This is a genomic window from Actinomadura madurae (assembly GCF_047130825.1).
GTDB classification, from domain to species: Bacteria; Actinomycetota; Actinomycetes; order Streptosporangiales; family Streptosporangiaceae; genus Spirillospora; species Spirillospora madurae.
In genome coordinates, this window is record NZ_CP083237.1 from 2,450,847 (window position 1) to 2,476,452 (window position 25,606).

Sequence of the window (25,606 nt, forward strand, 5' to 3'; positions counted from 1 at the left end):
AGGGCCACGAAAGATGCCCTGCTCAGGATGGTTGAGAAAGCGTTCCAAGCCCTCACGGACCTGCTCGTCCGCCAGCGCGAACGTCGTCGTGAGGTACTGCGTCAGATTCCGCCGAACTTCGTCGGCTGCCAGCGTCGGCCGCAACCTCTCCCCGCCCCTTCATCCTCCGTTCCGGCAGCTTAGTGGCCGGTACGAGGGTCCCGGGCGTCCGTTAGGAGCGGTCCGCTGACCGCCATCGGTCAGCTTCCGGTGAGGAGCATCCGACAGCCTGAGCGGACGACGGTTCGGCGTCACCGTGTAAAGAGCCGGTCCAACGCTGCCTGGCTCTCGTCGTCGGCGGCGCGGCAGATCATCAGGCGTTGTTCTGGGTCCTGCAGTGGCATGAGCACTTCGAAGTGCATGGTGATCATGCCTACTTCGGGGTGGCGTACCACCTTGTGACCGCGGCCGTTGACTTTGACGTCTCGCTCGGCCCACATCCGTGCGAATTCCTCGCTATGGGTGATGAATTCGGCGATGAGGTCGGCCAGCGTCTCGTCTTCCGGATGTGCGGCCCAGGCGGCGCGTAGGCGGGCGATTCCCTCGCGGACGACGCGTTCGCGGTCGACGTAGTGTTCGCGTATCTGCGGGTGCATCAGGCACAGCCACATCGCGTTGCGCTGGGACGGCGGCAGGGTGTCGAAGTCGAGTTGCAGCCTCGCCATTTCCCGGTTCCACGCCAGGATGTCGAAGCGGTGGTTCAGCAGCATGGCCGGCAGCGGCGACAGGTCGGCCACCAGGCTGGCCAGCGGCGGTGCCGCGGCGGTGGCGGGCTTGCCGGCGTTGGGAGGACGCCGGCCGGCCAGGTCGAAGAGGTAGGCGCGTTCGTCGGGGGCCAACCGCAGCGCCCGGGCGAGGGCCTCGACCACGTCCGCCGAGGGCCGAAGCCCGCGGGCCTGTTCGAGCCGCACGACGTAGTCGATGCTGACCCCGGCCAGTTCGGCGACCTCTTCGCGGCGCAGTCCCGGGGTCCGGCGGGCCTGCCGACGCGGCGGCAGGCCGACGTCCTGCGGATCGAGGCGCTCGCGCCGGGTCCGCAGGAAGGCGGCCAGCTCCTGTGTCTTGTCGACGGCGGGGGTGATCATGCCCGGTCCAACAGCCCGGGTGGGACCGGTGTTCCCAGGAAGTGCCTTCCCTTACCCCTGGCCCGCGGCGACCGCAGGCTTGTCCTCGAACCACGAGCACAGGAGGACATGATGCCGCTCACCCTCGACACGTACCGGCTGCTGGGCCGGTCCGGACTGCGGGTCTCACCGCTGGCGCTGGGCGCGGCGACCTTCGGCACCGAGACGGGCTGGGGCGCCGAGCCGGAGGAGGCGCGCAAGCTGTTCGACGTCTACGCCGAACGCGGCGGCAACTTCATCGACACCGCCGACACCTACAGCAACGGCAGCTCCGAGCGTCTGCTGGGCGAATTCACCCGCGGCAACCGCGAAAGCTTGGTGCTGGCGACGAAATACACGACGCTGCGCCAGCCCGGCGACCCGAATGCCAGGGGCGCCCACCGCAAGAATCTTTCCGCGTCGGTGGAAAACAGCCTGCGGCGCTTGAATACCGACTACATCGACCTGCTCTACCTGCACGTGTGGGATTCCACGACTCCGGTCGAGGAGATCCTGCGCGGCATGGACGATCTGGTCCGGCAGGGCAAGGTCCTCTACGTGGCGATCTCCAACGCCCCGGCCTGGCAGGTGTCGCGCATGCAGGCGATCGCCGACCTGCGCGGCTGGTCGCCGTTGATCGCGCTGCAGATCGAGTACAACCTGATCGAGCGCACCGGGGAACGCGACCTGATCCCCATGGCACGCGAGATGGGGCTGGGTGTCGTTCCGTACTCACCGCTTGCCGGCGGACTGCTCACCGGCAAGTACAGCCGGGACGACCTGATCGCGGCCAACGTCGCGTCCGCTGACGGCACCCGCAAGAGCTTCAACTCCTCCACTCTGGGCACGGTCACCGAACGGAACCTGGCCATCGCCGACGTCGTCAAGGAGGTCGCGGCGCAGCAGGGCTGCACACCCGCCCAGATCGGGCTGGCCTGGGCGCTGCGGCGTCCGGGCGTGACGGCACCCATCATCGGTGCCCGCACGCCCGCTCAGTTGGAGGACAATCTGGGCGCCCTGGAGATCGACCTCACCGACTCCCAATTGGCCCACCTCGACGAGGTCAGCGCGATCGAACTCGGTTTCCCGCACGCCCTCCTCGCCGGCGACCACGTCCGCAACGTGACCGTGGGCGACATGAAGTTCGAGAACCGCCGCTGATTCCCGTTCGAACTCCGAGGATGGCCAATCGACGCCCTCGGGGATAGGCGGGGTCGCGGAGTAGTTCCGTCCTGTGCGACCCCGCCTCGGCTACTTGATGTGCCGTACAGCGGCGTGTTCGGCACCGCCCCGCCGTGTTCGCCATCTGCGCCGCCGGACTCGCGGTGATCGCCTTCGCGGGCCACCCCACGCCGAGCCATTGGATCAGGGAGACTCCGCCGCCGAGGTCGGCGCGGATGGCCGGGCCGGCGATGCTGGTGACGGTGGAGTCCAGCATCTCCATCGCCGAGCCGGTGAGGATCACCGCCAGCGCCGGCCACCGCCACCGGTAGGGCGTGGATGCGGCCGGGAGCGGCGCCGCCGTCGGTATCAGGGCGCCGGTCATTGAGGGGTTCCCAGGTGGTGGAGGCGGGCATCCCGGTCGAGGGGGTTGCCCAGGATGGGCGGGGACGGTCAGCGGAAGTCGGATACGTGATCGCGGGCCCATGCGGCGTAGCTTCGCGGGGGGCGTCCGGTGACCTGTTCCACGTCCGGCCAGACCCGCATCAGCGCCGACCAGTCCTGGTCGGCGTAGCCGCCGCCGTCCGGGTCGTCGCCGCCGTACTCGACGAAGCCCAGCATGAGGTCCGCCGACTCGGCGGCGAATCCCCCTTGCGCTTTCAGCAGCTCACGGGCGCGCTCGCGGCTGACCTCCTGGTAGCCGACCTCCTCCCCCAGCGCCGCGCTGATCGCCGCGACCTGCTCGCGAACGGTGACCAGGCCGGGCCCGGTCAGGGTGTAGGCCTTACCGTGATGGCCGTCGCGCAGCAGTGCGGTGACCGCGACCGCGGCGATGTCGGCCTCGTGGATCAGGTTCATCGGCTCGTCCGCGAAGGGGTGGCGCACCACCCGCTCGGCCCTGATCGACGGCGCCCACAGTTGCAGCATGTTCGTCATGAACCCGCACGGCCGCACGTGCGTCCATTCCAGCCCGGACTCCTCCACCGCCTGCTCCACCGGGCTGGTGTGCAGGCCGGCGGTGACCGACGCCGCCGACAGCACCACGATGCGCCGTACGCCGGCCTGACGGGCCAGCGCGACGACTTCGCGGGCGCGCTCCTGCACGGGGAACAGGTACATGCGCTCCACGCCGTCCAGTGCGGCGGCCACCCCGGCGGGCTCGGTCAGATCGCCTCGGACCACCTCCGCCTGAGGCGGCAGTTTGGCCGCCGCGGGGTTGCGGGTCAGCGCCCGCACCTGCGCGCCCGCCCGCACGAGCCGGTCCACGACGTGGCGGCCGACGATCCCCGTCGCCCCGGTCACCAGGATCCTCATTGGCGTTCCCTTCTCGGTGTGGTTGCCGGGAACGACGCTAGAGTCCCTTCCGGTCACTTCCTGACCGGATGGGAGGAGAACCTGAGAACATGGCGAACACGAGCGCACGCATGCTGCGGCTGCTGTCCCTGCTGCAGACCCACCGCCACTGGCCCGGCCTGGAACTGGCCGGGCGGCTCGCCGTCAGCGAGCGCACCCTGCGCCGCGACATCGACCGGCTGCGCGAACTCGGCTACCCGGTCCACTCCGGCCGCGGTTCGGCCGGCGGCTACCAGCTCAGGTCCGGCACCGCGATGCCGCCCCTGCTGCTCGACGACGAGGAGGCGGTCGCCATCGCCGTCGGCCTGCGCACGGCCGCCGGCAGCGCCGTCGAAGGCGTCGAGGAGGCCTCGCTACGCGCACTGACCAAGGTCGTCCAGGTGATGCCGCCCCGGCTGCGCCGCCGCGTGGACGCGCTGCGCGCCTACACCGTCACCGCCCCGGCGGACGGCCCCCAGATCGACGCCACCACGCTCACCGTGATCGCCCAGGCATGCCGGGACGACGAACGGCTCACCTTCACCTACGCCACCCCATCCGGCGAGCCGGCCACCCGGCTGGTCGAACCGCACCGGCTCGTCTCGCTCAAGCGCCGCTGGTACCTGGTCGCCTGGGACCTCGACCGCGCCGACTGGCGCGTCTTCCGCCTCGACCGCCTCACCGGCCCGGCCGCCACCGGAGCCCGCTTCCGCCCACGCGACCTGCCCGCCACCGACGCCGCCGCATTCGTCACCGAGCGGCTCGGCTCCCGTCCCACCCGGTACGACATCACCGTCCTCCTGCACGCCCCGGCCGACGCGGTGGAGCCGGTAGTCGCCGTCACCGGTGGCCGGGTCGAGCCCGTTGACGACGACTCCTGCCGCCTGCGCCTGCAAGTGGACGCCTTCGACTGGCCTGTGTTCGTCCTGGCCGCCGTAGGCGCGGAGTTCGACGTCGTCCATCCGCCCGAGTTCCGCCGCCACCTGCGCGACCTCGGTCGGCTCTTCCTGCGCGGCGGCACCGCCTAGACGAGTAAGTCCGAAGCCCTGCGGAAGCAGGGAAGGGCCTCAATGATCGTTTTGTGACGAACGACATCGAGACCCTTCTCACGGCACTGTACGTGAAGATCGACGACGAGTTGGGAGGACCGCGATGGACGGGCCGGCCGCCGGTGCTGACCGACTCCGAGCTGGTCTGCGTCGCGGTCGCCCAGGCGCTGCCGGGCTTCACCTCCGAGGCGCAGTGCCGCTGCGCCATGCCCGCAAGCACCTGACCGGCATGTTCCCCTATCTGGCCCCGGCAGTCGGGCTACAACAAGCGGCTGCGGGTCGCACTCGGGCTGGTCAAGCGGGCCATCCGGATGCTTGCCCGCTCCAGTGACCTCTGGCTGGACGACTGCTGGATCGTCGATGCCACGCCGGTGCCGTGCGGGATGTCACGGCCGACGGTCAAGCGTTCGGATCTTGCCGGATGGGCGGGCTATGGCTACTGCGCCGGCCACTCGCGCTTCTACTGGGGCTGAAGCCGTACCTGGTGTGCACACCGGCGGGGGTGCCGATCCTGTGGGCCCTGGCCGACCCCAGGATCGGCGAACGCGAGGTACCGGCCGCGATGCTGGAGGTCGAGGTGGAGGTGACGGCCGAGCACGGGGGCATCCCGCTGATCTGTGACAAGGGCCTGGCCGGCCGGGATTTTGAGACGCCGCTGGGCGAGTACGGCATCACCATTCCGCGCCCGTCCCGCAAGGACGAGAGGGCCCGCCACGGAGAGCCGATGCTCAAGAAGGTCCGCCAGCTGATCGAGTCGGTCAACGACACCCTCAAAGGCCGGCTCGATCTGGAGCAGCAGGGCGGCCGCTCGGCCGAGGACGTCCGCGTCCGCCTCGCCCAGCGCGTCCTGGCCATGGCCGCCGCGATCTGGCACAACCACGCAACCAACGCTCCGATCACCCGGTCACTGATCGCCTACGACCACTAATCGGAGATCGGACTCACTCGTCTAGGCCGTGTTTAGAAATGTCCGGTGTGGGCGGCATGTCGGATCCAGAGACGAGTGAGGTCTCCGGTGGATGGATCAACGACCAAGAAGACCATCAACACCGGAGACCTCGTGCCCAACGTATCGATCGGAGCGCGCAAGGATCTGACGGACCGGCGGTGGCGGAGGCTGGAGCCGCTGCTGCCATGTGGTGAACGACGTGGCAGGCCGCCCAAATGGTCACGTCGGCAGCAGGTAGACGGCATCCGGTGGCGGACCCGCGTCGGGGCGCCCTGGCGTGACGTGCCCGAGCGGTACGGGCACCGGCAGTCGGTCTACCACCTGTTCCGCCGCTGGCAGCGTGCCGGGATCTGGGCGTTCATCTGGGCGAAGCCGATGGCCTTCGCCGACGCCGCGGGGTTGATCGTCTGGAGTGTATCGGTGGACTCGACAATCAAACCGTGCCCACCAGCACGCCGCCGGTGCCCGCCACGATGTCGGAGGGCAGGTCGAACCGCCGGGAGACGAGCCACCCGATCACGGGCTGGGGCGCTCGCGCGGTGGCCGGACCACCAAGATCCACCTAGCGTGCGAGCAGGGCCGCAAACCGATGGCGGTAGTGGTCACCGCCGGTCAGCGCGCAGACAGCCCGCAGTTCCGGCCGGTGCTGTCCGGGTCGCCCGGTCCGGACGCGGCGGCCGCGCACCCGTCCGGACCGGGTTCTGGCCGACAAGGCCTATTCCTCCAAGGCCAACCGCGCTCATCTGCGCCGTCGTGGGATCGCGGCCACCATTCCGGTGAAGGCCGATCAGCTGGCCAACCGCAAGGCAAAGCACCGGAGGGCGCCCGCCGGTGTTTGACCCGCACGCCGTCACCGAGATCACTTTCTAAACAGGTCCCAACCGCGCGACCGGGACGAGGAGGCGCAGCGCCCCCACCGGCGAACACGGGCGGTCGAAGGGCCGATGGCGTTCCAGACGGCTTTGTGGCGAGGCATCACACTTCAGAGGGCTACTTCGTCATAGGCGTGAGAAGCCGAGGCCCCTCACTGATCGAAGGAGTGTTCATGCCCGCACAGCGCGAGGTCGACGAAGCCAAGATCCGGGAGCAGATCGACAAGCTCGTCGAAGGGATCCGGGGCAAGGATCTGAAGGCCCTGGAGCAGGTCTACACAGCGGACGTCGTGTCCTTCGACATCGAGCCGCCGCTGCAGCACGTGGGGATCGCGGCGAAGCTGAAGAACTGGACGAACGCGTTCACGATCTTCCGAGAGGTGTCGTACGAGGTCCGCGACCTGACGCTCACCGTGGGCACCGATGTCGCCTACGGGCACTGCTTCGGCCGGCTCAGCGGCACGCTGGGCAACGGAACGGCCACGAGCGGCACGTGGGTCCGGGCCACCTTCGGCTTTCGCAAGATCGACAAGGACTGGCTGATCGCGCACGACCAGGCCTCCGTACCGATTGACATGCTGAGCGGCAAGGGCGTGGCCGACCTGGAACCCTGACGAGGCACTGACCAGAGCGTCCAGGGCCCAACCGCCCGCCCAGCCCCTGACCTGGTCTCACAGGTCAGGGGCTCGGCGTTGCCGCCATCAGTGACGTCCTGTTTCGTACCGGCCGGACTCCGCAGCCGGAGAGAACGCGGGTCGCCGCTCCGGGCGGCACCGTGGAATGAGTGCCCGGCTCCTTGCCTAAGCCTGCTCGGGTTGCGGGTTCACGGCGACCGGGTCAGCCACTATGAACGGCGGCTCTCCGATTCCCCGGTCACAGGACAAGAGACCCTGACCTCGCGGCCTTGGACCAAGCCGTTCTCTCATCACAACGACCAGCCGCTCCCTGACCTGGTGTCCACTGCGGCGCGGTCATGTGGGCGGACGACCACGTCGTTCACCATGCGGCAGCAGCGGTCCCAAGGTCCGCCACTGCCGGTCCGTTTGTAGCCAGCTATCGCCGGTATTCGTCGCGGCTGATTTCCTCGAGATAGGCGCCCAGTGGCTGCAACACCGCCCATAGTTGCTCGAAGTAGCTGGCGAAATAGCTGAAGAAGATGGGATTCTCCACCCTGAGGCCATTGAGCTTTTGTCTGGGACCACCGGAGAAGGCAAGAATGACCCTGTCATAGTCGATCAGCGCCATGTTGATCAGATCGGCCGGTGCAGTCCATCGCAGCACGTTAGCCTCATAGTTAAGTATGCTCTTGGTTTCGGCATAATGGTGCCGGGCCCACTCTAGGACGTCCGGGTCAGGCACTCCCTGCTGCTCTGGAATACCGATGATGCGCCGGACACTGCGCTCGTCCTCACTCTCCTCGGAGGCCCACCGCAGTACTGCATCGAAATATTCGGCGGACGCTCGCGTGGCGAAAGACGTCGGCGGATAGCGCCGCGTATAGGTGACCCGGAGTTCAGAACGCGCCCGCTCGACCTGTTCGGTGGCGGCTTCGTAGAACTCCCGATTGTTGCGGTACCAGTGCACGCTGAGAGATGCGGTGCCCGTAACACCGATCGCATCGGGAAGAGGATCTTTCCTGGCCACGTTCTGGCGCTGCTCGTCAATCCGCCTCTTGGCGTCAAGCCAGCGCTCTCGCCAGAGTACCGGGTCGCCCCCGCAAGCCTCGACCAGAGCCTGCGTGTGCTCCCAGCTCGGAAACCGGCGGCCGTTCAAGATGGCGGAGACGGTGGAGCGTGCGCATCCCGCTTTGCGGGCCAGGGTCTCCTCCGTCGGCACGCGCAGGGTACTGCGGCGGAGCTCACGAAGCTGAGCGGCGAACCACTCGCGAGGGTCGGACGGCAACGCATACGAACGATCGCCGGACATGTCTCTCCCGTCGTGACACAGAACGCCACCGAGTGACACTCATTGTCCGTCATCGTTTCGCTCTGTCACAGCCGTACGTCCACGAACGGTCACGGCACGCCGGCGAAAGCTCCTTCATGTCTGGATTCATTGTGGTCCTGAGCACGGCATCCGACACTCATTACAGGACCACCCGCCGGATCCATCGAGAAGGAGCCGACCATGTGATCGATGCGCTAACCCTGAACAGGGACGCGGTATGAAAATCGAACAACGAACCAAGGCCGCCCCCTGGTGCTTCTAGGCGGAAGCAGGGAGCGGCCTCTGCGAACACAAGGAGTCCTCATGTTCGTCGAACTCAGCATACGTCCTCCGCACGCAACGCGTGAAGACGCCACCGTGCCGTGCCCGAGCAACGCGCCATCGTCCGCCAGTCCACCTTGCTGTGTGGAGAGGGTCGTGGTTGATCACCGGAGCGAGGGCAGATGAGAAGGCCGATGATTTCGCTTGAAGCCGTCGCCCTTCTCACGGCTGCGGCTCTTGCCGCAGCCATCTGCTGCGCGCTCGCCCTTGCCGCCGGGGCAGCCTGGCCGGCCGCGCTACTCAGCGGCGGCGGTGCCGGCGGCGGCGTCATCAGCCTGCTGGCCCAGCTCATGGAGCACGAACCTCCTCCTTAAAGATGTGAATGTCCGCGATACCCACGACATTCGCGGCCCAGCTGTAGTGGCTCTTGCAGCGAGGGCATTCGGTTGCTCCCACCACCCGGTATTGCCCGGTGTTCCGCGGCTGAGGTCCGTTGCGTGGCCCGTGATCGGCAGTGGCGAGAACGACGCGGCCGGAGGAGGCTCTCACTTCAGTTAGAGCCAAGCAAGTGAAAATCGGAGCGACGTGCTCCGTCGAATCGATCAAGGTCGGAAGAGAAGGCGCGGCCTCGATCACCAGGGATCTCTGGCACATCACGCACCGTCGGCCTCCGCGCTCGAACAGCTCTCGACGGGTCGATTCCGCGCTTCTCGCGCCGATATCAGCGAGGCGTGGTCGGGTAAGTGTCCGCGCGGGGCTCAGCGGCTCGAGTTCAACAGGTACGGCGAGGAGGGCGCGGGTGAGGACGGATACCAGCGTCAGGCTTGTGGCGGCACCGGCCGTCAGCACCCGTCGATACCCCGCCAAGCCGATCGAAGCTGGACTTGCTCAACTGGGAGGACATGGAGGCTGACTCCGGCCATCGAGCCAGTACGGAAACTTGAGCTTCCACTTTCCCTGGTATTTCACGATGACCACATCGCGGGTGTAGGTGGTGCCGTCACGATACTTGCCCCTCACACGCAGAGTCCGGCCGGCGCCCCCATCCCATGACTTCAGAATGGTGGGCATGTTGTTGTCTGGCCACGGGCAGTAGGCCGCGGCGTTGGAGAACACGTCGAGGCACTCGCCCTCGCTCATCGCGAGGCGTTCCCGGCAATACCCGGGAACGCCGCCGCGAGAGTTCGGCCCGACGTCCTGCACCGCCGACTCGAACGCGTCCCGCGCCTTCGCGTCCGCGCTCATCCCGCAGCCGGAAGCCGCTACTGCCAGGGCCGACGCCATGACCGCCGCCGCGATGACGCTTCCATACCGCAACACCAGGACCCACCCCTGAAAGATAGAAACGGACAGTACTTCCCACCGGGGACACCGACCGGCCTTGCGTGACCGCACATTAGCGCGGAGACTCCGGGACCGGTCCCGAATCCCGTGTCGAGCCGGGTGAGTTCGGGTTCCGGGCGGCGGGCTCGATGATCACGGTGGCTGCTTACCTTCGCTCCGGCCTGGCCGTAGCCGGTGTGGCCTCGATTGCTGTTACGCCGTCATGACAAGCGCGGGCAAACGATGACGCCTCAAGCCGTCGCGCACCCGCTCGTCCGCCAGCGCGAACGTCGTCATGAATCCGACTTCACGGTTGTGGGAAGCGATCGAGCCCGCACGGGATCGACCAGTGCGATCTTCAGACCTTGCAACCGGCGTCAAACGGAGGGCGGGGCCGCTGTACCGGCTCGCGCCGGGTGCCCTCGTCTGCATCCGCCCAAGCAAAGCCGGTGGACGTGGACAACCGTGGTGCGGCCCACATCACCGGCTGACGGTAGCGGAGTGCTCAGCGGCTTGAGCCTCGTCGGGTACGGCGGGTCAGGACGCGGGCGAGAAGGGACGCCAGAGTCACGCCCGCCGCAGCCCCGGCCATGAGTGCCCAGGGACGGCGGGGGCGGGGGCGGTCCGGCGGCGGGGTGGGGGCCCGGTTGAACTCCTCGTCGAGGATCTGGTGAAAGCGGCGGGCTCGCTTGGTCTCCGAGGTGCTCAGACGGGCCTGGCGGGCCTCGCGCCAGTAGGCGCGTCCGGGATGGGCGCTGAACATCTCGCGGGAGATGGCGCGCAGGCGTTTTGCGGGAAGGGCCTTCGTCTCGTACGACATCTGCCATTCCGAGATGATCATGTTGATGTACATGAGCTGGCGCCGGGCCTTGCGGCTCTCCCCCGCCGGAACCGGCCCCCACGCCTCGTCGAGGTCGGGATCGTCCATGGCCATCTTGAGCAGTTCGGCGATCGCTATGCGACGCGCCTCTTCACGCGCGATCTTCGTCTCGCGCGCCTGAAAGATGAGCGTCGCCACGATCCCCACCAACGCCACAGCGGCTAAGAGCGCCGACGCGGCGCCGTAGGTCTGGCCGATGAAGCTCAGTCGTTCCCAGCGGGCGGTGGGCCCCCCGAAAGCTCGCAGGGCCCACGGTGATGCACCGATCAGACCGAGGACCACAAGGGCGAGGAGGCTGAGGCTGAGTGTTCCCAGCCTCGTGCGACCTGTACGAACGGAAGGCATCTAGGAACGATAGATCAAACCGCAGGCGCAGGCAGCGGGGCCACTTCCCGCTCGAAGAAGTCGAGCAGTGACTCACCCTTCTGGAAGAGGCGGGAGATCTCGGCCGTGGCCGTGCTGATCACGTATTCACCATTGACCCGCTTGGCCCCGGCGGGCGTCCAGTCGGGCAGGTAGCGAACCTCGTAGAGGACCCGCCTCCCGAGGACCACGACCTCGGGCAACTGGCGGCGGGTTTCGAGTGATGCGAGTTCAGCGGCCGGGAGCACGCTCAGTTCGAAGCCCTCCTCCGCGAGCATCCGCAGTGCGTACAACTCCCATTGGACGTACGGGGCCAACGGGTATTCGACCACTCGGACACGCTTGACCTGCAATCCCTGCCGATTGTTGTGACGGGCCTCCGTGCGCACGGCCTCGCGATCTTGTTCCAGGAGGTCCAGGGATCGCTTCCAGTCACCGGCACGGAACGCCTCCCAGCTGGGGTCGTCCACTTCCCGGAAGGTCTGAGAGCGTTCGAGCTTCCAGATCACACCCCGCAGACCTTCGACCTGGCGGGCGAAGTCGCTGTGGTAGGCGGCGTGGTCCAGCTCGTCCCCCGAGAGCCGATGGATCTCGTCAAGCATCGCGAATGTCCGGTTTGGCGGCGGCTAGCAGGCGACCGGAGATGATCACAAGGCGCTCGTCAGAGCCGATGCGCACGCCCGGCGGAAGCCGGTCGCTGTAGGCACCGGTAGCGTCCCGGCCGATCACGGCGATGTCGCCGTTCTCTAACTCCCAGATCTCCGGGCAGTCCTGCGTAGTGCGGCTGTCGCCCACCTCGGCGGCCGTCTTCCCCAGCCTCCGATGGAACCCCGCACCATGGTCGGCTTCCCACGGCCTGGCCATGTTGTAACTCATTTCCGGTCGCTGGTGTTAGTAGAAAGTTTCTCTCGGCAGCGGCAGGGCGGCAAGGTCTGTCCAAAACGTCTTTTCGGAGGTGAGTTGTGCACAAAGGTGACGCGAACGCCCGAAATATTCGCGTCGGAGATGACGGTCGACCCTTTTCGCTGGTAGACGGCTTGCCGCATGGCGAACTGCTTTTGAGAAGAGGGATGGACGCTTTTGGAACTGGGCTCGGGCAAGGTGGAGTTGTCCTCTACCGGCCACGCGAAGCGGTAGCAAAGACGTCCGCGCCCCGCTCTCCTCACGCGGCTGGCGGAGCAGTCGTGCGCCAGAGCGAGGCGTGCGCTGGGGAATGTCTTCGGGGGGCGGCGGGCCTTCGATGGTTCGGGGGTGGAAGGGGTCGGGGAGGTGCCGCTGGTGGCCAGGGTCGATGAGCTCGTGCTCCGGGGAAGGGGTAGGCGTCCAGGTTCCGTTGTCGGCCGGTGGTTTGGCCGGACGGCATGGCTTGTGCCAGCGGGCGATAAGGGCGTCCTGTCCGCCGGGTAGGTGGTCAATCTTGTTTGGAGGTGGACAGCCGAAGCCCGGGACCCATGAGGGTGGGTTCCCAGTCGAGGAAGGTGGTCGTGCCGGCGCCGACGATCACGTTGCGGCGGTGGACTCGGCGTGGACGTAGGTGAAGGGGCGAACGGTGGGGCGGGCCACAGAGCGTCCATCGGACGGGGGTGGGCCGTGATCGCCGGGCGGTGGAGGGGTGGCGTACTCGGCGCTGAAAGTGTCGTACGCGTGTGGCGTCAGGCGTCGCTGCGCTGCTGGGGCGGCTTTCGTCCCGTGCGCCCAGCGCCTGCGGGCAGCCGTCCGCAACGCCCGCCTCCACCGCGACACCCACTGAGTGGATCTCCGCGCCCTCCCCGCCCGCCACTCCCCGCCATCCCTTGGCCGAGGTGGGGTGGGCGTTGAACCGCCCACCCCAGGCTTTGGCGGAAACCTGCTAGGCCAGGTCGAGCGCACCCTTCTTGATCTGCCTGACCAACACGGCAAACTCCGCGCTGCTCACGTCAAGCAGCCCGGCATGCGGATTCCTAGAGTCCCTGATCCCGATGCCGCTGGCCAGCTCGGCAACCTCGACGCACATCTCGTCGTTCGAGCTACCGCTGTACGAGCTCTTACGCCAGTTGATCTCCATCAAAACCCTCCATGAGCCTTTCGATCAGGGCCCGGGATTCGCCTTCGGACGAGGCTTTCGCCCCAATCAACTCGAAATCTACGGCCATCTCCCGTACCTCGGCAGCGTCCTGGACCAAGCGGCCCCCACGGAACGCACCGACGTAGGCGACGTCCCTACGCTCCAGGCTCATGATCTGGAACGGCCCGTTCAACCCGAAGTGCCATCCGGCCGATCGGGCGATGACTCGAATGCTCACGGTCGGACGCTCCCCCAGCTCCAGCAGTCGCCGAAGCTGACCCCTCATGACCGAAGGGCCCCCGGTCGGACGGTCCAGCGAGTCCTGGTCGAGGAGAACCATGATCAGAGGATGGTCTTCCCGGCCAATGATCAGCTCCTGCCGCGCCATGCGTCCCAGCAGCGCCTTCTCGGTGTCTTCAACGCGAGCCATTGACAGGACGGCGCGGGCGTAGTCCTCCGTCTGCAGAGGGACGGGAATCGTCTGCCCCTGGTAGATCCGAAGGATTCCGGCCTTCGCCTCGTACTCGGTGCTCTGGCGGAACCAGTCAGGGCTGTGAAGGGAACGGGCGAAGAAGAGAAGCCGTTGGAAGTGTCCTCCCGTGTCCCATGCCTTATCGAGAGCCCTCGCCTGGTCCATGTCAATGCAGGCCCGCCCAGCTTCCAGGTTCGCAACATGCGACCGGACGCAGTTAATGATCTTGCCTACCTGGACACCAGTGAGACCTCGCTTCTGACGATAAAACCGCAGGTCATGGGCCAACCAGGCGTAGAGCGAGGACGTGGGGTCGATCTCGTCGGCGGCGCTCATCGACATCTCCCGAGGGTTGAGATGTTTACGAATACACTCCATCCTAGTTACCGCGCGTGATCCTGGAGGCACGAATCGTGAATCACTCCAGGAAGGACCGGGCGATCGATGCTGACGAGACCGGACTGCCTGCTGATCCCCATGCTGGCCTCGAAGGCAGCACCGGGCCTGGCGCGCACGCTTACGAAAACCCGTCTGCACAAATGGGGCTGTGCGCACATTTCGGACGATGCATTCTTGATCGTCTCAGAATTGATCACTAACGCCGTGGAGGCAACACCCGGCAAGTTGATCCGCTACCAGTGCAGCCGCGACACCGACGGCGTCCTCATCGCCGTCTGGGACGCCAGCCCGACCCCTCCACGAGTGCACCCGCTGATCGAGTTGACACTCGAAACGCTGGATGTCTCGGAGGAGAACTGGGACGACAACGGCGGCCGGGGCCTCCCGATTGTCACCGCCCTCGCCACCGAGTGCGGCCACACCCCCGACCCGTCCGGCGGCAAATGGGTCTGGGCCCGCCTCAAGCCCTGACTCGGAGCCCACCGACTTGCGGTGTGTTGCCCTCATGGGACGTGCCAGAACGGCGACACACCGCAACTCACCGCTCGGAAAACTCGCCCCCTTATTCTCTACAGTAGAACACCCTTGTCCCATGACAACACGCCATCGTGCGAACGGAACCTCACAGCGAAGCACAAACTACCCATCCCCGCTTTCACCAGCCCAAAGCAAGAAAGCGCGAGCTGCAAACCTATCCACCGAATTTGTAACTACCATCCACGCCCGCGAGTCCACCGCTTCTGCAACTTCAATTAAGCCATCGGAGATGACGTGCCCGCGGACCTTTAGCTTCGAAATCATCCGGGAAAAAGGCGACCATCACATCTTCCGTCAAATAGTCCCACTCGTCTTCATTGATCATATCGTTTATATGGAAGAAATAAGTCTTCCGCTTCCGACTGACGAATCCATAGAACTTATCCAGTACAAGGTTCTTGATCCTGCCGAGTTCGCGGTCGAGCAACTCGACATTGAGCTGTCGTAGCCTCTCGCGCAACCGGGAAGAAAATTCGTCAAGCTTGTGAAGCATAAAATCCTCATCGATTGACTCACGGAGATCCCGAGCAATGTCGATGATTTGCATTATTCGGTCAGCAGGTTCCCCATCCAAAAGTTCCAGGGACGTACTCTCAACGAGGCCTACCGCTGCTTCAATCAGTTCGACCGCTTCAGACGGCCTCCACTCTACAATCTCTCGGCGAGTTCCATAGACGCAAGAACGCAGCCCGACCGAAATCGCAAACTCTCCAACCTGTCGATAGTTCGGCCTTAGGCTAAGCGCATGAGCACCGGAACTCAGTGAATCTTCGTAGTTCTGGAGAAGTAGGTGCGCCCAGCCAATATTTGCAATCACAGATGGATGCGGGTTCTCGATTCGAGCTGCCCTCTGCAGCAGCTCTAGACCGGCAGTAGGATTACCACCGTGATCCAACATAAAGGTTCCGTAGAAGTAGTTAAGCGTGGGCGATTCCGGCGCAAGTTCATGAGCCCGCTCGTATGCAATGAGCGCAGAACTTGTGTCAGATCTTGCTGTTTGTATGTATGCTTCAACTCTCCATGCCTCATAGTATCCCGGCGCGAGAATCTGCGCTTCCCGGCAGCTCGCAAGCGCTCGATCATTGTGTCCGCTAGACGCATCCCGGAGGGCGTCACGGAGAAGCCTGGCCACGTTGAAGTCGCCAGTGCCTCGGATGTCCACAGTTTCTGGGTCATACGGAGTCGTACTGTTCGCCACTCTAAGGTCAGCGCCCAGTTCGTTGAGTCTACGGTTTCGAGCAACGAGTCGGCGTCTTTGGCCGGCATCTACCGGATGGCGCTTGTCTAGATATTGCTTGCCGAAGTCACTGAGCTGGTAAGTCGACTCGAAATACTGTGCAGATTCACTGCTTTGCATCTGCACGAAGTTGGTAGTTATCAGTTGCAGAAGAGTGCCCTGTATGACATTTGCTGAAAATTCATTGAGAAAGGCGAGTTCTGCCTGGTTGCGCACCCCCGGAAGTACTTGCATACTCCGCAAAACAGACTGTGCGTCTTCGCTAATGTAGTCGTAAACGTTGGACATACAGAAGTCCAACAAAAGAGCGTTGTTAGATAGCATTTCCTCTGGGCGCTTACCGGCCTGAACTCCTGCCACAAACCATTTAATGTAGGCCGGATGGCCACGCATAGCACTGGCCAGAGTCTGCATCCGCTCAATGGGAAGTCTGACCAAAGAAGTGACATTACGAGTGCCGGCTAGCGCACGTATCAGCCTGACGGATTCATCATCAGAGAGTGGACCAAGGTTTACTGGGTTTTCGATCCCCAGTCCGATTCGACTCGTAATGATGACCTTACTACCGAGCGGAAGATCTAGCAGGAAATCTCGCAACCGCTGATCTAGCACGGTCTCGAGGTTGTCGAGGATCAGCAGAACTTTGAAATGTTCAAGATACGTGAGCACCTCCTCGACCGGATTCTCCTGCGGGTTTACTGCTCCGAGCTCGTCAGCCGCCCTGGCAAACAGGCCGAGCGAGTCCTCAATGGCGCTTGTAATTCTTTCAATCTCGTTAGTCGTTAAGGCCGTAGCCTTAGCTGTAACCCACACCAAGGCTTCAAAAGGCTGTGTCGGATCATCCAAGAGTTCATACGCAGCCTTCAAGGCGATAGATGTTTTCCCGATTCCACCATCGCCCAGGATAGAGACGACTGGATAAGCGCCCTTGATCGCCTTTTTGATCCTCTGCAGCTCTCTTCGGCGACCAAAAAGCCAGTTTCGTCAAAGTCTGGAACCGGTAGGTTATGCTGAGGGCCCTCATCCGCGTCCATAGGCAGCTTAATTGTAAGGCCGAGGACGTAGGAGGGATGCCCTTCGAGCCTTCGAAGGGTTGACCTCAACGCGCGCCAAGAAGATCCGGAAGCTTTACTTAGCTCTTTAGCTAGGTCCAAGATGACTGGCACATCATCGATCTCCATAGGACGCGAGTGAGCTACTCGATTCCTGATCTCGGTAGCCTTTTCAAGCATCCCACTCGTACGCCTAGGTACGCGCTGCTTGTGGCGCAACAGGATCTCGTAGCTGTCTGCGAAATCCAGAAAGGGAATCAGTGAGGCAACGGAGCGAGCCGGCTGGTTCCCGTACTCTCTCGCTCGACGCCTTTGCGCCTTTTCTATGATATCTGGTGTGAAGAGATCTACCTCGCTCATACTTCCGAGCTGTTCCTCAATCTCCGTGCGTAGATCGCTCTCTATAGCTGAGATCAACGCAAAGCAAGTCAGCCGCGTAGCACTGTAGCTCATCACGATTCCCCCTGACACATACCAGCGATGATGGGCGGACAACCTAGCTGACAGGCTAGCGCCAGGTACCATACAATGTCACGATAGTTCCTAGCTCATGGCACTTTCCGGCCACGTTGACTTCCGTCGAAGCCATCTACATCGCCCTAGCAGGCGGCACTGGCCTCTAAAGGCAGGGTCTTAGACGTACCTCGGCTCTAGACCGCGGTTATTTCCCCGACCTGCGGTAGCAACCCGCGCTCTTGAGGCGATCCAGGCGTTGCGCCACAGCTGGGCACCGGCCCATGCCCAGGTTATTCTCAGGTCTTAAGAGCGCAACGGCCAAACATCACGCGGACGATCTCCCACCAATGGACGTTCCCCCTCAACCTTTGCCCGCTCCAACCGCTCCAAGAAATCAGTATGCGCCTGCCGATACTCGGCCTCCCGATTGGCTTTGCAGAAGGGCGCTTGGTAACCGTCCGGAACAGTGCCATTGATTTCGGGATCGAGGTAGTCTTGGAGCTGCTTGAAGTGCTCCTTCGTCTGCCCGTAACCGAAGGCGTTGAAGTTGCCCGCGAGCTTCCGTCCATTTGCGTCAAACCAGATGGCACTTTCGTAAGTAAGCATCTGCGGGAACCGGGAGCGATAGAGTGCGATCAGTTCTTCGGCGTTGATGCTGAGCATGACGGCGGCCAGGGCATCCAACTCGACGAGGGCTGCCCGGCGGGCGCGCTCGGTGCGCAGCGGGGTGTCCCTATCCCAGACTGGACCAACCTCGCCGAGCCGGGGAAGCCCAGGCCAGTCGGCCGCCCACGAGTCTTGAAGCCAGGCGGCATCGTAGAGCTCGGACCAGAGTTCCGCATATGCCTCGGTGAGACAGTTGAGCCGAAGCGTGCGGAGTAGAAGAGCATCGGCCAGAAGATGGTTGGGGTCGGGCGCAGGGACAGTCCTGGCATCTGCCACGTCCAGATGAGAGCGTCCAGTAACCCTGAGCAGGTAGTCGATTGGCAGAGACGCCCAGAATCCGGCAACGAGCGTCGTATCCCTGTTCGTCTGCAGTGCCATACTCCGGACACTGTGGATATGGGCGGGCCCGGGGGGCATGAGTGCAGCAAAGAGACTTTGCGTAGTGTTGTTCGGAATCATCTCCCGCCAAAAAAGACGATAGAATTCAGTGGCCCGACGGGGCTTCATACTAGTGGGGTCTTGCCAGCGATCCTGCGCCTGCTCGTAGCGCTCCAGATCGGTCGCCCGCCGGTAGTCGGTCGAGGGCACCGCGTCCGGTGCCAGCGTCGTCAAATCCACCGGCCTATCGTTACGTCCAGTGTTCGGTGGCTGCTTGGCAAAGGGGGTGGCCGCCGTGAACTGCGGCCCTCGCAGGATAACCTCCGACCAGTCATTAGGATGACCAGTTTGCCACTCGATTAGGCCGTCCTTCTTCGCATTCGCCTCGTCATGGCCTCGGGTAATCTGCGGACCCAAGTCACCGAGACGCCGTTCCACCCTGGAGAGCTTCGTGATTGCACCTTGCTCCGCAGTAGTCACCGGATAGAGGAGCTTCGTCTGTTCCATCGGAAGTTCCGTCTCACCAGTCAGCAAACGCCAGGCAGCGAGCACACGATCATTTACTGTAACCAGTCGGTCCCTATGTGGCCGGAGATCCCAATAGCCGTTGTGCTTGATACCTGGCCGCTCCCCTGCCCCACCATGATCAAAGGACTCTGTCAGCGGATCCGAGCCGAAAAGCCAGCTCACGTGTGTGAACCCGATCTCCCTAAGTTCACCATAGATCTGGAGGCCATATTGCCTACTCCAGTCGATGTCCGGGAAAAGCAAGCGCTGGTTCTGGAAATGCGCATGTAGGCGAAGGTGGCGGTAGCATGCAGCACGCAATCTTCCCTCCTGCATTCCGGTGAAGTGACTGTCAGGATGAATCAGTGCAGAGATGCCTCGTGGGCCGAGGTTACGCCAAGTGCGAATTATGAATGCGCGGTAGAGGTTTGGCTGTGTCCCGGCTAGCAGATCGTAGGTTGCCTGAGAGCCAAGAAAGGTCACCGAGCCGACATTATTTACCAGTTCACCCAGGACGTACGCACGGGTACGTTCCTCTGCCAGCACCGACTCCCTGTGGTAATTTCTGTCGGCCACCGATGGCTTGTCGGCCAGTTCAAACCACGGCTCCAGTTCCGCTAGAACTGGAGCCTCCTCCCAACGGGGGCGGTACCACGGCGGGTTTCCTACCTGAAGATCGAAGCCGCCCTTCGCGAAGACCTGGGCGAACTGGAGTTCCCAGTGGAAGAAGCCCTGCTGCCGGGCAATTGCCTCGGCCGTGTTGAGCCAGGGGAAGCATTCGTTGAGCTTGAATTCGTTGTCCATGCCCATCCAGGCAGGGAGCTGGTCTTCGTGCTGGCCCAGCTCGCCCAAGGAGGCGAAGTGGGCACCGAGGGAGTCTTCCGGGATGTGGGTGGTGCCGAGAAGGGCCTCGGCGAAGTCGAGCCAGTCGTCCAGGTCGGCGAGCGGGATCACCTGGCGGCGCTCGACGCGGGCGGGCTTGCGGGGTGACTTGGGACGCGACTTCGGTTGGTTGATCTGGATCTGGACAGGGGTCTCCCCGAAGAGCGACGCCGCCTCCCAGTTCTGCGGGAACCCGGTCGGATCGGCGTCCGGTGCCTCAACCTCTGCGGGTGCGGGCGGTGCGCTGTCGAGGACGCCATCCTTCAAACGCTCATAGATACCGTCCGAGCCGTCCAGCAGGCCGGCCTTGTCGAGCGGCCAGAACCACAGGGCGCACCAGGCGTCCATCAGCGTCTTGAGGCGCCAGAAGGGCGTGCCCGGCCACATCAGGTCGTCAAGGATCTGCTCGCGGAGGACTATCTCCTCCCCCGGCTCGCGGAGGTCGTCCGCTCCCCACACCTGGATGCGGCGGCTGATGTCTCTTTCGGACAACTCCAACCGCTTGATGACCAGATCCCACAGGTACTCTGCGCGGCCAGCGAGGCCCTGGAGGCGCTGGACCTGGGTGAGCTTCTGACCTTGTTTTTTCTTGGTGGACGGGTCCTTGAGCATCCCCTTGCGCCAGTCGGCGAGGCGCTTGGCGTCGTCAGGCGCGAGGTTCTTGGCCTCCTTCTCGCTCGCTACTGCTCCCCAGCCCTGGGCGGGCAGCAGGAAGTGGTGAATGTGGCCTTCGGGGATCGGGCCGTCGCGGAAGGGGTGGTCCTTCGGCGCGGTGGTGAGCCACGCCTTCTTCTTCAGGTGGTGCGGCTCGTACAGGCGGCGGCCCGCTCCAATGAGCGAGTTGCCCCGGCACAGGTGCAGGCCGAACCATGGAGCTTGAAGCCCCTCGTGCATGACGTTCAACCACAGCGAGACCTCGGCCAGTTCGACGGCCGTCTCGTTGAGGTCCACCCCATATGAGTTGTGCAGGGCGATGTACGCCTTGACCTTCTGTAGCTCCGCCGCATAGAGGTCGGGTTCGAGGCTCTGGTTCTTCTCAGCCTGCCGCCGTTTCAGATACTCGGCCGCGACCTGGTTGATCGCCTCGTTGAGGAAGGCTCCGGAGCCGAGGGCGGGTTCGCAGATCGTCCAGTCGAGGATCTCGCGGGCCTTGGTGACCGTCCCGTCCTGGTCGAGGCGTTCGCGAAGCGCGAGCTGCACGGTGACCTGCGTCAGCGACTCGGGCGTGTAATAGGACGCGCTGGTCTGGCGGTCGCGGCCGGCGAGTCGATAGACAAAGGCGCCGGGCTTGTAGCGGACGCGCTCGTCGGTCTTGAAGCCGTTCTCGTCCACGCGGCGGACGAAGACAGCATCCTCATAGTCGTCGGCCTTGGAGGCGGGGATCATCCAGGAGCCGTCCTTGGGGTCGCCGTTCTTGGCGACCTCGTACAGCTCCTCCTTCGCGATGAACCCCGTGTACGACATCAGCCCCTCGTACACCGCGCCGAGCTGGTTGATGCCGAGCTGCGCGTACGAGATGAAGCCGCCGCGTTCCTTGCGCTTGCCCTTGGCGAGCATGAGGAGGCGCAGCACCTTGTAGAGCGCCTCGTTGCGGAGGCGGGTGTCGATTGGCTTGGAGTCGGGGTCGTCCTCGTCCAGGTCGATCGCGGCCTTGCCGATGAAGCGGGTGCGTTCGGGGTTGAACAGGTCCGACTTGAGGGGTTCGAAGCGGAGTCCTTCGCCTTCCGAGCCGAGGGTGCGACCTGCGCCGCGCGGGTTGTGGCCCTCGTTGACCATGCGGAACAGCAGGTCGAGCGACTCGTAGAGGTGGACGCTGCGGCGCGACTCCTCCGAGACCAGGTCGCGGACGATGAGGTCGCCTAGGCGGGCCATGCTGTAGCCCCTGACGTACGCCTCGTCGTCGGTCGGGAGGATGCCGAGCTCCGGGCGGGCCTCGGCGTACAGCAGGAACAGGATCCGATAGAGGTAGCGGAGGGCTTCGCGGCCGAGTTCCTTGGCGAAGGCCGCCGGTTCCATGACGTCCTCGGGGCGGACCCCTTGCTCCCGCATCCGGTCGAGAACCTCATTGGCGATGATCTCGACGGATTCACGAAGTCCTTCTCGAAGCTCCTTGGACACGCCGACGGCGTGCTGGCGGGAGCCCGAGAGGAGTTCGGCGAGGGGTTCGGATCCGCCCTCCTCTGGCGGGAGCAGCGAGTCCGCACTGAACAGGGCGGCGATCGTCTCGATCTCGGCGTTCGCGGCGGTGCTGCGACCGAGCGCGACGTCCAAGCTGACAGCGAGGTACCGTCCCTCGCCCCACGTCATCCGGTCGGCCAGGATGATCACGCCGCCCGCGAGGATCAGTACGTAGCGGGGCGGCTCGTCGGCGGCGAACAGCCACGACGCAAGCTTGTCCCCGGTGCGGAGCATGTGCGGGTGGTCGAGTTCGATAGGGGTGAGGAGCCGTCCGGCGTCGCTGATGTCGAGAGCGGCGTCAACGTCCGGGGCCCATCCGCACTCGATCGCGATGACGCTGGGACGGTCGGCCGGCTCGGCGTGCGCGACGGCGACCTCGTACTGCTTGTCCGACCGCTCCACCGTCAGGACGCGCGGCTCGGCGTTGAAGCCCAGACCGCGAAGGACATCCCCGTGCAGCTCGTGGAGGGACTTCTTCCACTCCTCGATCTTCGGGATGTCCTTGCCCTCGCGGACGGTTTCCAGGGCTTCGGCGAAGAAAGGACGGTCCTTGAAGTAGCTGCGCTTGAGGGCGCGCAGGCCGGTGCGCGGGGTCGGCTTCCCGTCCTTCTCGGCCTCGGCCCAGCGGGCGAGCAGTCCATCTTTCTTTTTGAGTTCTTTGGGGAGGACCTCGGCCAGGTAATGGGCCGAGAAGTAGTCGCCGCGGTTGACGATCGAGTCGTACGTCACGAGTCCCCCTCAAGTACGGCGAGGACGCGCAACAGCGGCTCTCCCGTGGTCTCCAAACTCCGCAGCAGCCGCTTCTGCTCGGCGACGGTGTCGGTCACGGTTCCCCGCTTCTTCGCGCCGTGCGACGTCCCGTCCAAACTCTTCAAGCTCTCCCGCTCCCACAGTTCGAGTTGCCCGTCGTACTTCCGCAGGGGCCGCGCCACCTCGTCGTCGTGCCGGTCGCGCTGCTCGTCCAGGTGGCGGCGTGCGGCATGGATCGCCGGTTCGATGAGGGCCGTGAGGCGTTCGACCTCGGGCGTCCGGTTCGTGTTGATCATCGTGGGCCCGACCTCGGCCTCGGCGAGGACCTCGGTCATGTCGCGGACGACCGGCGCGCCGGGCAGGCCGCTGATCGCCATCCAGTCGACCACCGTGGGCTGGCCAAGCGCGTTGGAGTAGATTCCCTGGACGAGGAACGTCGGCTCGTCCACCTTGGCCGCAATGACGGGCGCCTGCCGCCGGACGAGCTGCACCTGCACCTTGTCCACCAGCCACTCGACCATCGGATGCAGGTCGGACAGGTACGCGATGTCCGGCCACATGGTCTTGGTGCGGCGGGCCTCGTCCAGCTTGCGCTGCGCGAGGTCCCGGTCGAAGGTGACCTTCATCCGTTCGGTGATCTTGTGAGTGCGCAGGTAGGACGTCGGCAGGGCGGACAGCCGATGCACCAGGTCGGAAGGCGGCTCGAACGCCAGCAGCCCGCCGTCGTCGTCCACCCGCAGGTCCGGGCAGACGGTGCGCAGAGCCTCCCGGACGAAATCCTCCGTCGACCCGAACAGCTTCGGGACGCGGGCGCGCCTGACCTCCGCACGCGCCTCGCCCTGCTCCACCGCGCCGAACAGCTCGGCCATGAAGTCGACCGGCGGCGCCTCCGCGAGGGACTCCTCGACCGACTTGCCCCTGAGGAGGTCCTTGATGAGCCGGTCCTCTTCCTTCTTCGCCGTGAACTCGCGGGTGACGGCCTCCGCCGTCCCGATGCTGCGGTGCGCCTCCTCCTCCCGCGTGAGGAGCTTCTCGGCGACTGTCGTGTCGTCCAGCGCGCCCTCGGTCTGAGAGGTCAGGACGATCGCGCGGAACTGCGGCTCGTGCTGCTGCCCGTACCGGTCGATGCGGCCGTTGCGCTGCTCGATCCGGATCAGGCTCCACGGCAGGTCGTAGTGAATCAGGTGGTGGCACTGGCGGTGCAGGTTCACGCCCTCGGACGCCACGTCCCCGGTGAACAGCAGCCGGACCTTGCTGTCGGAGAGGGAGAACTCCTCGACGATCTCCTGCTGCCGCTGGTCGGAGAAGCCGCCGTGCATGACCTGCACCTGGTCGGGGGCGAGTCCGAGTTCAGCGGGGACCGTCCGGGCGAGCCACTCCAACGTGGGGATGCTCTCGGAGAAGACGACCGCGCGCATGGTGCCCCTGGCCTTCACGCCGATGTTCTTCAGCTCGTCCACGAGGGTCCCGAGCTTGGCGGAGTCGTGGTCGCCCATCTGGTCGACAAGGAAGGCCAGATTGTTGAGCGCCTCGATCTCGCGCGCCTCGGTCGCGTTCTTCAGCCGCTTGGCGACGGTCGCGCCGAGCGCGACGTGTGACGACAGGAACGCCTTCGCGAGCGTGTAGGGGAACAGGCGCCGGTCGGCGTCCACCACCGAACTTCCGGTGCGGTCGGGGCCGGGCAGCCAGACCTCCGCCAGCTCCGCGAAGATCGCCTCCTCCTTCGGCGTGGCGGGCGCGCGCAGCGAGATGGACGGGCCTCGGTCGGGCCACCGGCCGCGGATCCGGTCGCGGACCTCGTCACTGATCTTCGTCCGGCGGATGTAGAGGTGGTCGATGTCGGACGCCGAATACCGCTTCGGGTCGGCGATGGCGGCGGGGTCGAGCAACCCGATCAGCTCGGCGAACGACTTGGCGTCGCCGTTGTGCGGGGTCGCGCTCGCCAGCAGCAGCGCGTCGGTGTGCTTGGCGAGGAGGCGGGCCAGCTTGTTGCGAAGGTTGCCCTCGTTGATGAGGTTGTGGGACTCGTCGATGACGACGGCGTCCCAGTGCATGTTCTCCAGGTGCTGCCCGTACCGTCCCTGGTTCTTGAGGGTGTCGACGGAGATGATGACGCGCTTGTAGTACAGGAACGGGTTCCGCCCGGCGGGGATGTCGCGCTGGATCCGCTCGATGCCGACCGAGTCGAGCCGGACGAGCGGGATCGCGAACCGCGTCCACAGCTCATGCTGGAACTGCTCCAGGACCTGCTGCGGCGTCACGACGAGGATGCGTTCGCCGCGTCCCCGGCGGATCAGCTCCGCCAGGATCAGTCCGATCTCCAGGGTCTTGCCGAGGCCGACGACGTCCGCGAGCAGGATGCGGGGCCGCAGCCCCTTCAGCGCCAGCTCCGCCGGACGCTGCTGGTAGGTGAGCGGGTCGAGGAGGAACCGGTCCGCCAGCGCCAGGCCGCGCTCGGACTGCGGCAGCGGCGTGCGGCGCAGCACCGACTCCAGGTACAGGCGGCTGCGCGCGAACGCCGAGGACTCGTCGGCGACGAGCCGGGTGTCCTCGGGACGGAGCTGGACGATGTCGTCGATCCCGGTGAAGAAGACCGCGTCCTCGTCCCGCACGAACTCCGAGACCCCTACAGCGGTGATCTTGAAGCCGTCGCGGGGGGTGGGGGTGCAGGTGCGCACCATCCACTCCGCGTCGCGGACCTCGACGCGCGCGCCCGGCGCATACGGGGTCGCTGTCTCTGCGGAGGAGGTCACTCGGCTGGCTCCTAAC

Annotated in this window: 19 protein-coding genes and 1 pseudogene; 8 read left to right on the plus strand and 12 right to left on the minus strand. The window is 65.0% G+C overall.

All coding sequences use genetic code 11. The features are described 5' to 3' along the window. Positions 1-290 precede the first annotated feature (290 nt). On the minus strand, positions 291-1,124 hold the full coding sequence (locus K8Z49_RS11145; RefSeq protein WP_412518573.1) for a helix-turn-helix transcriptional regulator: 834 nt from the start codon (positions 1,122-1,124) through the stop codon (positions 291-293). Positions 1,125-1,232: 108 nt separating this feature from the next. Here K8Z49_RS11145 and K8Z49_RS11150 point away from each other — a divergent pair, with 108 nt between their 5' ends. Next, positions 1,233-2,303 (plus strand): aldo/keto reductase, encoded by a 1,071-nt coding sequence (locus tag K8Z49_RS11150; protein ID WP_412518575.1) that lies wholly within the window; start codon positions 1,233-1,235, stop codon positions 2,301-2,303. Positions 2,304-2,437: 134 nt separating this feature from the next. After that, positions 2,438-2,635: a hypothetical protein gene (locus K8Z49_RS11155; protein ID WP_412518577.1), complete on the plus strand. Its 198-nt coding sequence runs from the start codon at positions 2,438-2,440 to the stop codon at positions 2,633-2,635. A 121-nt stretch (positions 2,636-2,756) separates the two neighbouring features. Here K8Z49_RS11155 and K8Z49_RS11160 read toward each other — a convergent pair whose 3' ends face one another. Then, the gene (locus K8Z49_RS11160; protein ID WP_412518579.1) at positions 2,757-3,617 is read right to left on the minus strand and encodes an SDR family oxidoreductase; all 861 of its coding nucleotides are present in this window, start codon (positions 3,615-3,617) and stop codon (positions 2,757-2,759) included. An 89-nt stretch (positions 3,618-3,706) separates the two neighbouring features. Here K8Z49_RS11160 and K8Z49_RS11165 point away from each other — a divergent pair, with 89 nt between their 5' ends. From K8Z49_RS11165 to K8Z49_RS11180, 4 genes and pseudogenes are all read left to right on the plus strand, one after another. Next, a complete protein-coding gene (locus K8Z49_RS11165) occupies positions 3,707-4,663 on the plus strand; it encodes a helix-turn-helix transcriptional regulator (RefSeq protein WP_021594072.1) in 957 nt (318 codons plus the stop codon). Positions 4,664-4,716: 53 nt separating this feature from the next. Next, positions 4,717-5,612: pseudogene (locus K8Z49_RS11170) on the plus strand (IS982 family transposase). Positions 5,613-5,744: 132 nt separating this feature from the next. Further along, positions 5,745-6,413 carry a transposase gene (locus K8Z49_RS11175; RefSeq protein WP_412521031.1) on the plus strand — a complete coding sequence of 223 codons (669 nt, stop codon included), beginning with the start codon at positions 5,745-5,747 and terminating at the stop codon, positions 6,411-6,413. 265 nt (positions 6,414-6,678) lie between these two features. Continuing rightward, positions 6,679-7,119: a YybH family protein gene (locus K8Z49_RS11180; protein ID WP_412518582.1), complete on the plus strand. Its 441-nt coding sequence runs from the start codon at positions 6,679-6,681 to the stop codon at positions 7,117-7,119. A gap of 439 nt (positions 7,120-7,558) precedes the next feature. On the opposite strand, the gene K8Z49_RS11185 is transcribed toward K8Z49_RS11180, so the two are convergent. Beyond that, entirely contained in the window at positions 7,559-8,431 is an 873-nt protein-coding gene (locus tag K8Z49_RS11185; protein WP_412518584.1) for a helix-turn-helix domain-containing protein, read from the minus strand. A gap of 476 nt (positions 8,432-8,907) precedes the next feature. On the opposite strand from K8Z49_RS11185, the gene K8Z49_RS11190 reads away from it, so the two are divergent. After that, entirely contained in the window at positions 8,908-9,087 is a 180-nt protein-coding gene (locus K8Z49_RS11190; RefSeq protein ID WP_412518586.1) for a hypothetical protein, read from the plus strand. Between the two features lie 514 nt (positions 9,088-9,601). Here K8Z49_RS11190 and K8Z49_RS11195 read toward each other — a convergent pair. The 6 genes from K8Z49_RS11195 to K8Z49_RS11220 all read right to left on the minus strand — a co-directional run bounded on the left by K8Z49_RS11195 (position 9,602) and on the right by K8Z49_RS11220 (position 14,131). Beyond that, positions 9,602-10,033, minus strand: coding sequence for a hypothetical protein (locus K8Z49_RS11195; protein ID WP_412518588.1), 432 nt, complete (start codon positions 10,031-10,033; stop codon positions 9,602-9,604). Positions 10,034-10,541: 508 nt separating this feature from the next. Beyond that, the gene (locus K8Z49_RS11200; RefSeq protein WP_412518590.1) at positions 10,542-11,261 is read right to left on the minus strand and encodes a DUF6082 family protein; all 720 of its coding nucleotides are present in this window, start codon (positions 11,259-11,261) and stop codon (positions 10,542-10,544) included. Between the two features lie 14 nt (positions 11,262-11,275). Further along, positions 11,276-11,881 carry a DUF6879 family protein gene (locus tag K8Z49_RS11205; protein WP_412518592.1) on the minus strand — a complete coding sequence of 202 codons (606 nt, stop codon included), beginning with the start codon at positions 11,879-11,881 and terminating at the stop codon, positions 11,276-11,278. Further along, complete coding sequence (locus K8Z49_RS11210) at positions 11,874-12,155, minus strand: hypothetical protein (protein ID WP_412518594.1); 282 nt, start codon at positions 12,153-12,155, stop codon at positions 11,874-11,876. Before K8Z49_RS11210 ends, K8Z49_RS11205 begins: the two co-directional genes overlap by 8 nt. 973 nt (positions 12,156-13,128) lie before the next feature. Then, a complete protein-coding gene (locus tag K8Z49_RS11215) occupies positions 13,129-13,323 on the minus strand; it encodes a DUF397 domain-containing protein (RefSeq protein ID WP_024934740.1) in 195 nt (64 codons plus the stop codon). After that, positions 13,304-14,131, minus strand: coding sequence for a helix-turn-helix domain-containing protein (locus tag K8Z49_RS11220; RefSeq protein WP_412518596.1), 828 nt, complete (start codon positions 14,129-14,131; stop codon positions 13,304-13,306). Before K8Z49_RS11220 ends, K8Z49_RS11215 begins: the two co-directional genes overlap by 20 nt. Positions 14,132-14,239: 108 nt before the next feature. On the opposite strand from K8Z49_RS11220, the gene K8Z49_RS11225 reads away from it, so the two are divergent. Beyond that, positions 14,240-14,665, plus strand: a complete 426-nt coding sequence (locus K8Z49_RS11225) for an ATP-binding protein (RefSeq protein WP_412518598.1) — start codon at positions 14,240-14,242, stop codon at positions 14,663-14,665. Positions 14,666-14,942: 277 nt separating this feature from the next. Here K8Z49_RS11225 and K8Z49_RS11230 read toward each other — a convergent pair whose 3' ends face one another. The 3 genes from K8Z49_RS11230 to K8Z49_RS11240 form a co-directional block, all read right to left on the minus strand. Beyond that, positions 14,943-16,922, minus strand: a complete 1,980-nt coding sequence (locus K8Z49_RS11230; RefSeq protein WP_412521033.1) for an NB-ARC domain-containing protein — start codon at positions 16,920-16,922, stop codon at positions 14,943-14,945. Positions 16,923-17,779: 857 nt separating this feature from the next. Then, complete coding sequence (locus tag K8Z49_RS11235; RefSeq protein WP_412518600.1) at positions 17,780-22,816, minus strand: class I SAM-dependent DNA methyltransferase; 5,037 nt, start codon at positions 22,814-22,816, stop codon at positions 17,780-17,782. After that, a complete protein-coding gene (locus K8Z49_RS11240; protein ID WP_412518602.1) occupies positions 22,813-25,590 on the minus strand; it encodes a helicase-related protein in 2,778 nt (925 codons plus the stop codon). The genes K8Z49_RS11235 and K8Z49_RS11240 overlap by 4 nt, the downstream gene beginning before the upstream one ends. Between the last annotated feature and the right edge of the window lie 16 nt (positions 25,591-25,606).

Bases quoted from the DNA above. Each gene is read 5' to 3' on its own strand.
- K8Z49_RS11145 (WP_412518573.1), bottom strand. From the start codon at position 1,124: ATGATCACCCCCGCCGTCGACAAGACACAGGAGCTGGCCGCCTTCCTG.
- K8Z49_RS11150 (WP_412518575.1), top strand. From the start codon at position 1,233: ATGATGCCGCTCACCCTCGACACGTACCGGCTGCTGGGCCGGTCCGGA.
- K8Z49_RS11160 (WP_412518579.1), bottom strand. From the start codon at position 3,617: ATGAGGATCCTGGTGACCGGGGCGACGGGGATCGTCGGCCGCCACGTC.
- K8Z49_RS11165 (WP_021594072.1), top strand. From the start codon at position 3,707: ATGGCGAACACGAGCGCACGCATGCTGCGGCTGCTGTCCCTGCTGCAG.
- K8Z49_RS11180 (WP_412518582.1), top strand. From the start codon at position 6,679: ATGCCCGCACAGCGCGAGGTCGACGAAGCCAAGATCCGGGAGCAGATC.
- K8Z49_RS11185 (WP_412518584.1), bottom strand. From the start codon at position 8,431: ATGTCCGGCGATCGTTCGTATGCGTTGCCGTCCGACCCTCGCGAGTGG.
- K8Z49_RS11190 (WP_412518586.1), top strand. From the start codon at position 8,908: ATGATTTCGCTTGAAGCCGTCGCCCTTCTCACGGCTGCGGCTCTTGCC.
- K8Z49_RS11200 (WP_412518590.1), bottom strand. From the start codon at position 11,261: ATGCCTTCCGTTCGTACAGGTCGCACGAGGCTGGGAACACTCAGCCTC.
- K8Z49_RS11205 (WP_412518592.1), bottom strand. From the start codon at position 11,881: ATGCTTGACGAGATCCATCGGCTCTCGGGGGACGAGCTGGACCACGCC.
- K8Z49_RS11210 (WP_412518594.1), bottom strand. From the start codon at position 12,155: ATGAGTTACAACATGGCCAGGCCGTGGGAAGCCGACCATGGTGCGGGG.
- K8Z49_RS11215 (WP_024934740.1), bottom strand. From the start codon at position 13,323: ATGGAGATCAACTGGCGTAAGAGCTCGTACAGCGGTAGCTCGAACGAC.
- K8Z49_RS11220 (WP_412518596.1), bottom strand. From the start codon at position 14,131: ATGAGCGCCGCCGACGAGATCGACCCCACGTCCTCGCTCTACGCCTGG.
- K8Z49_RS11225 (WP_412518598.1), top strand. From the start codon at position 14,240: ATGCTGACGAGACCGGACTGCCTGCTGATCCCCATGCTGGCCTCGAAG.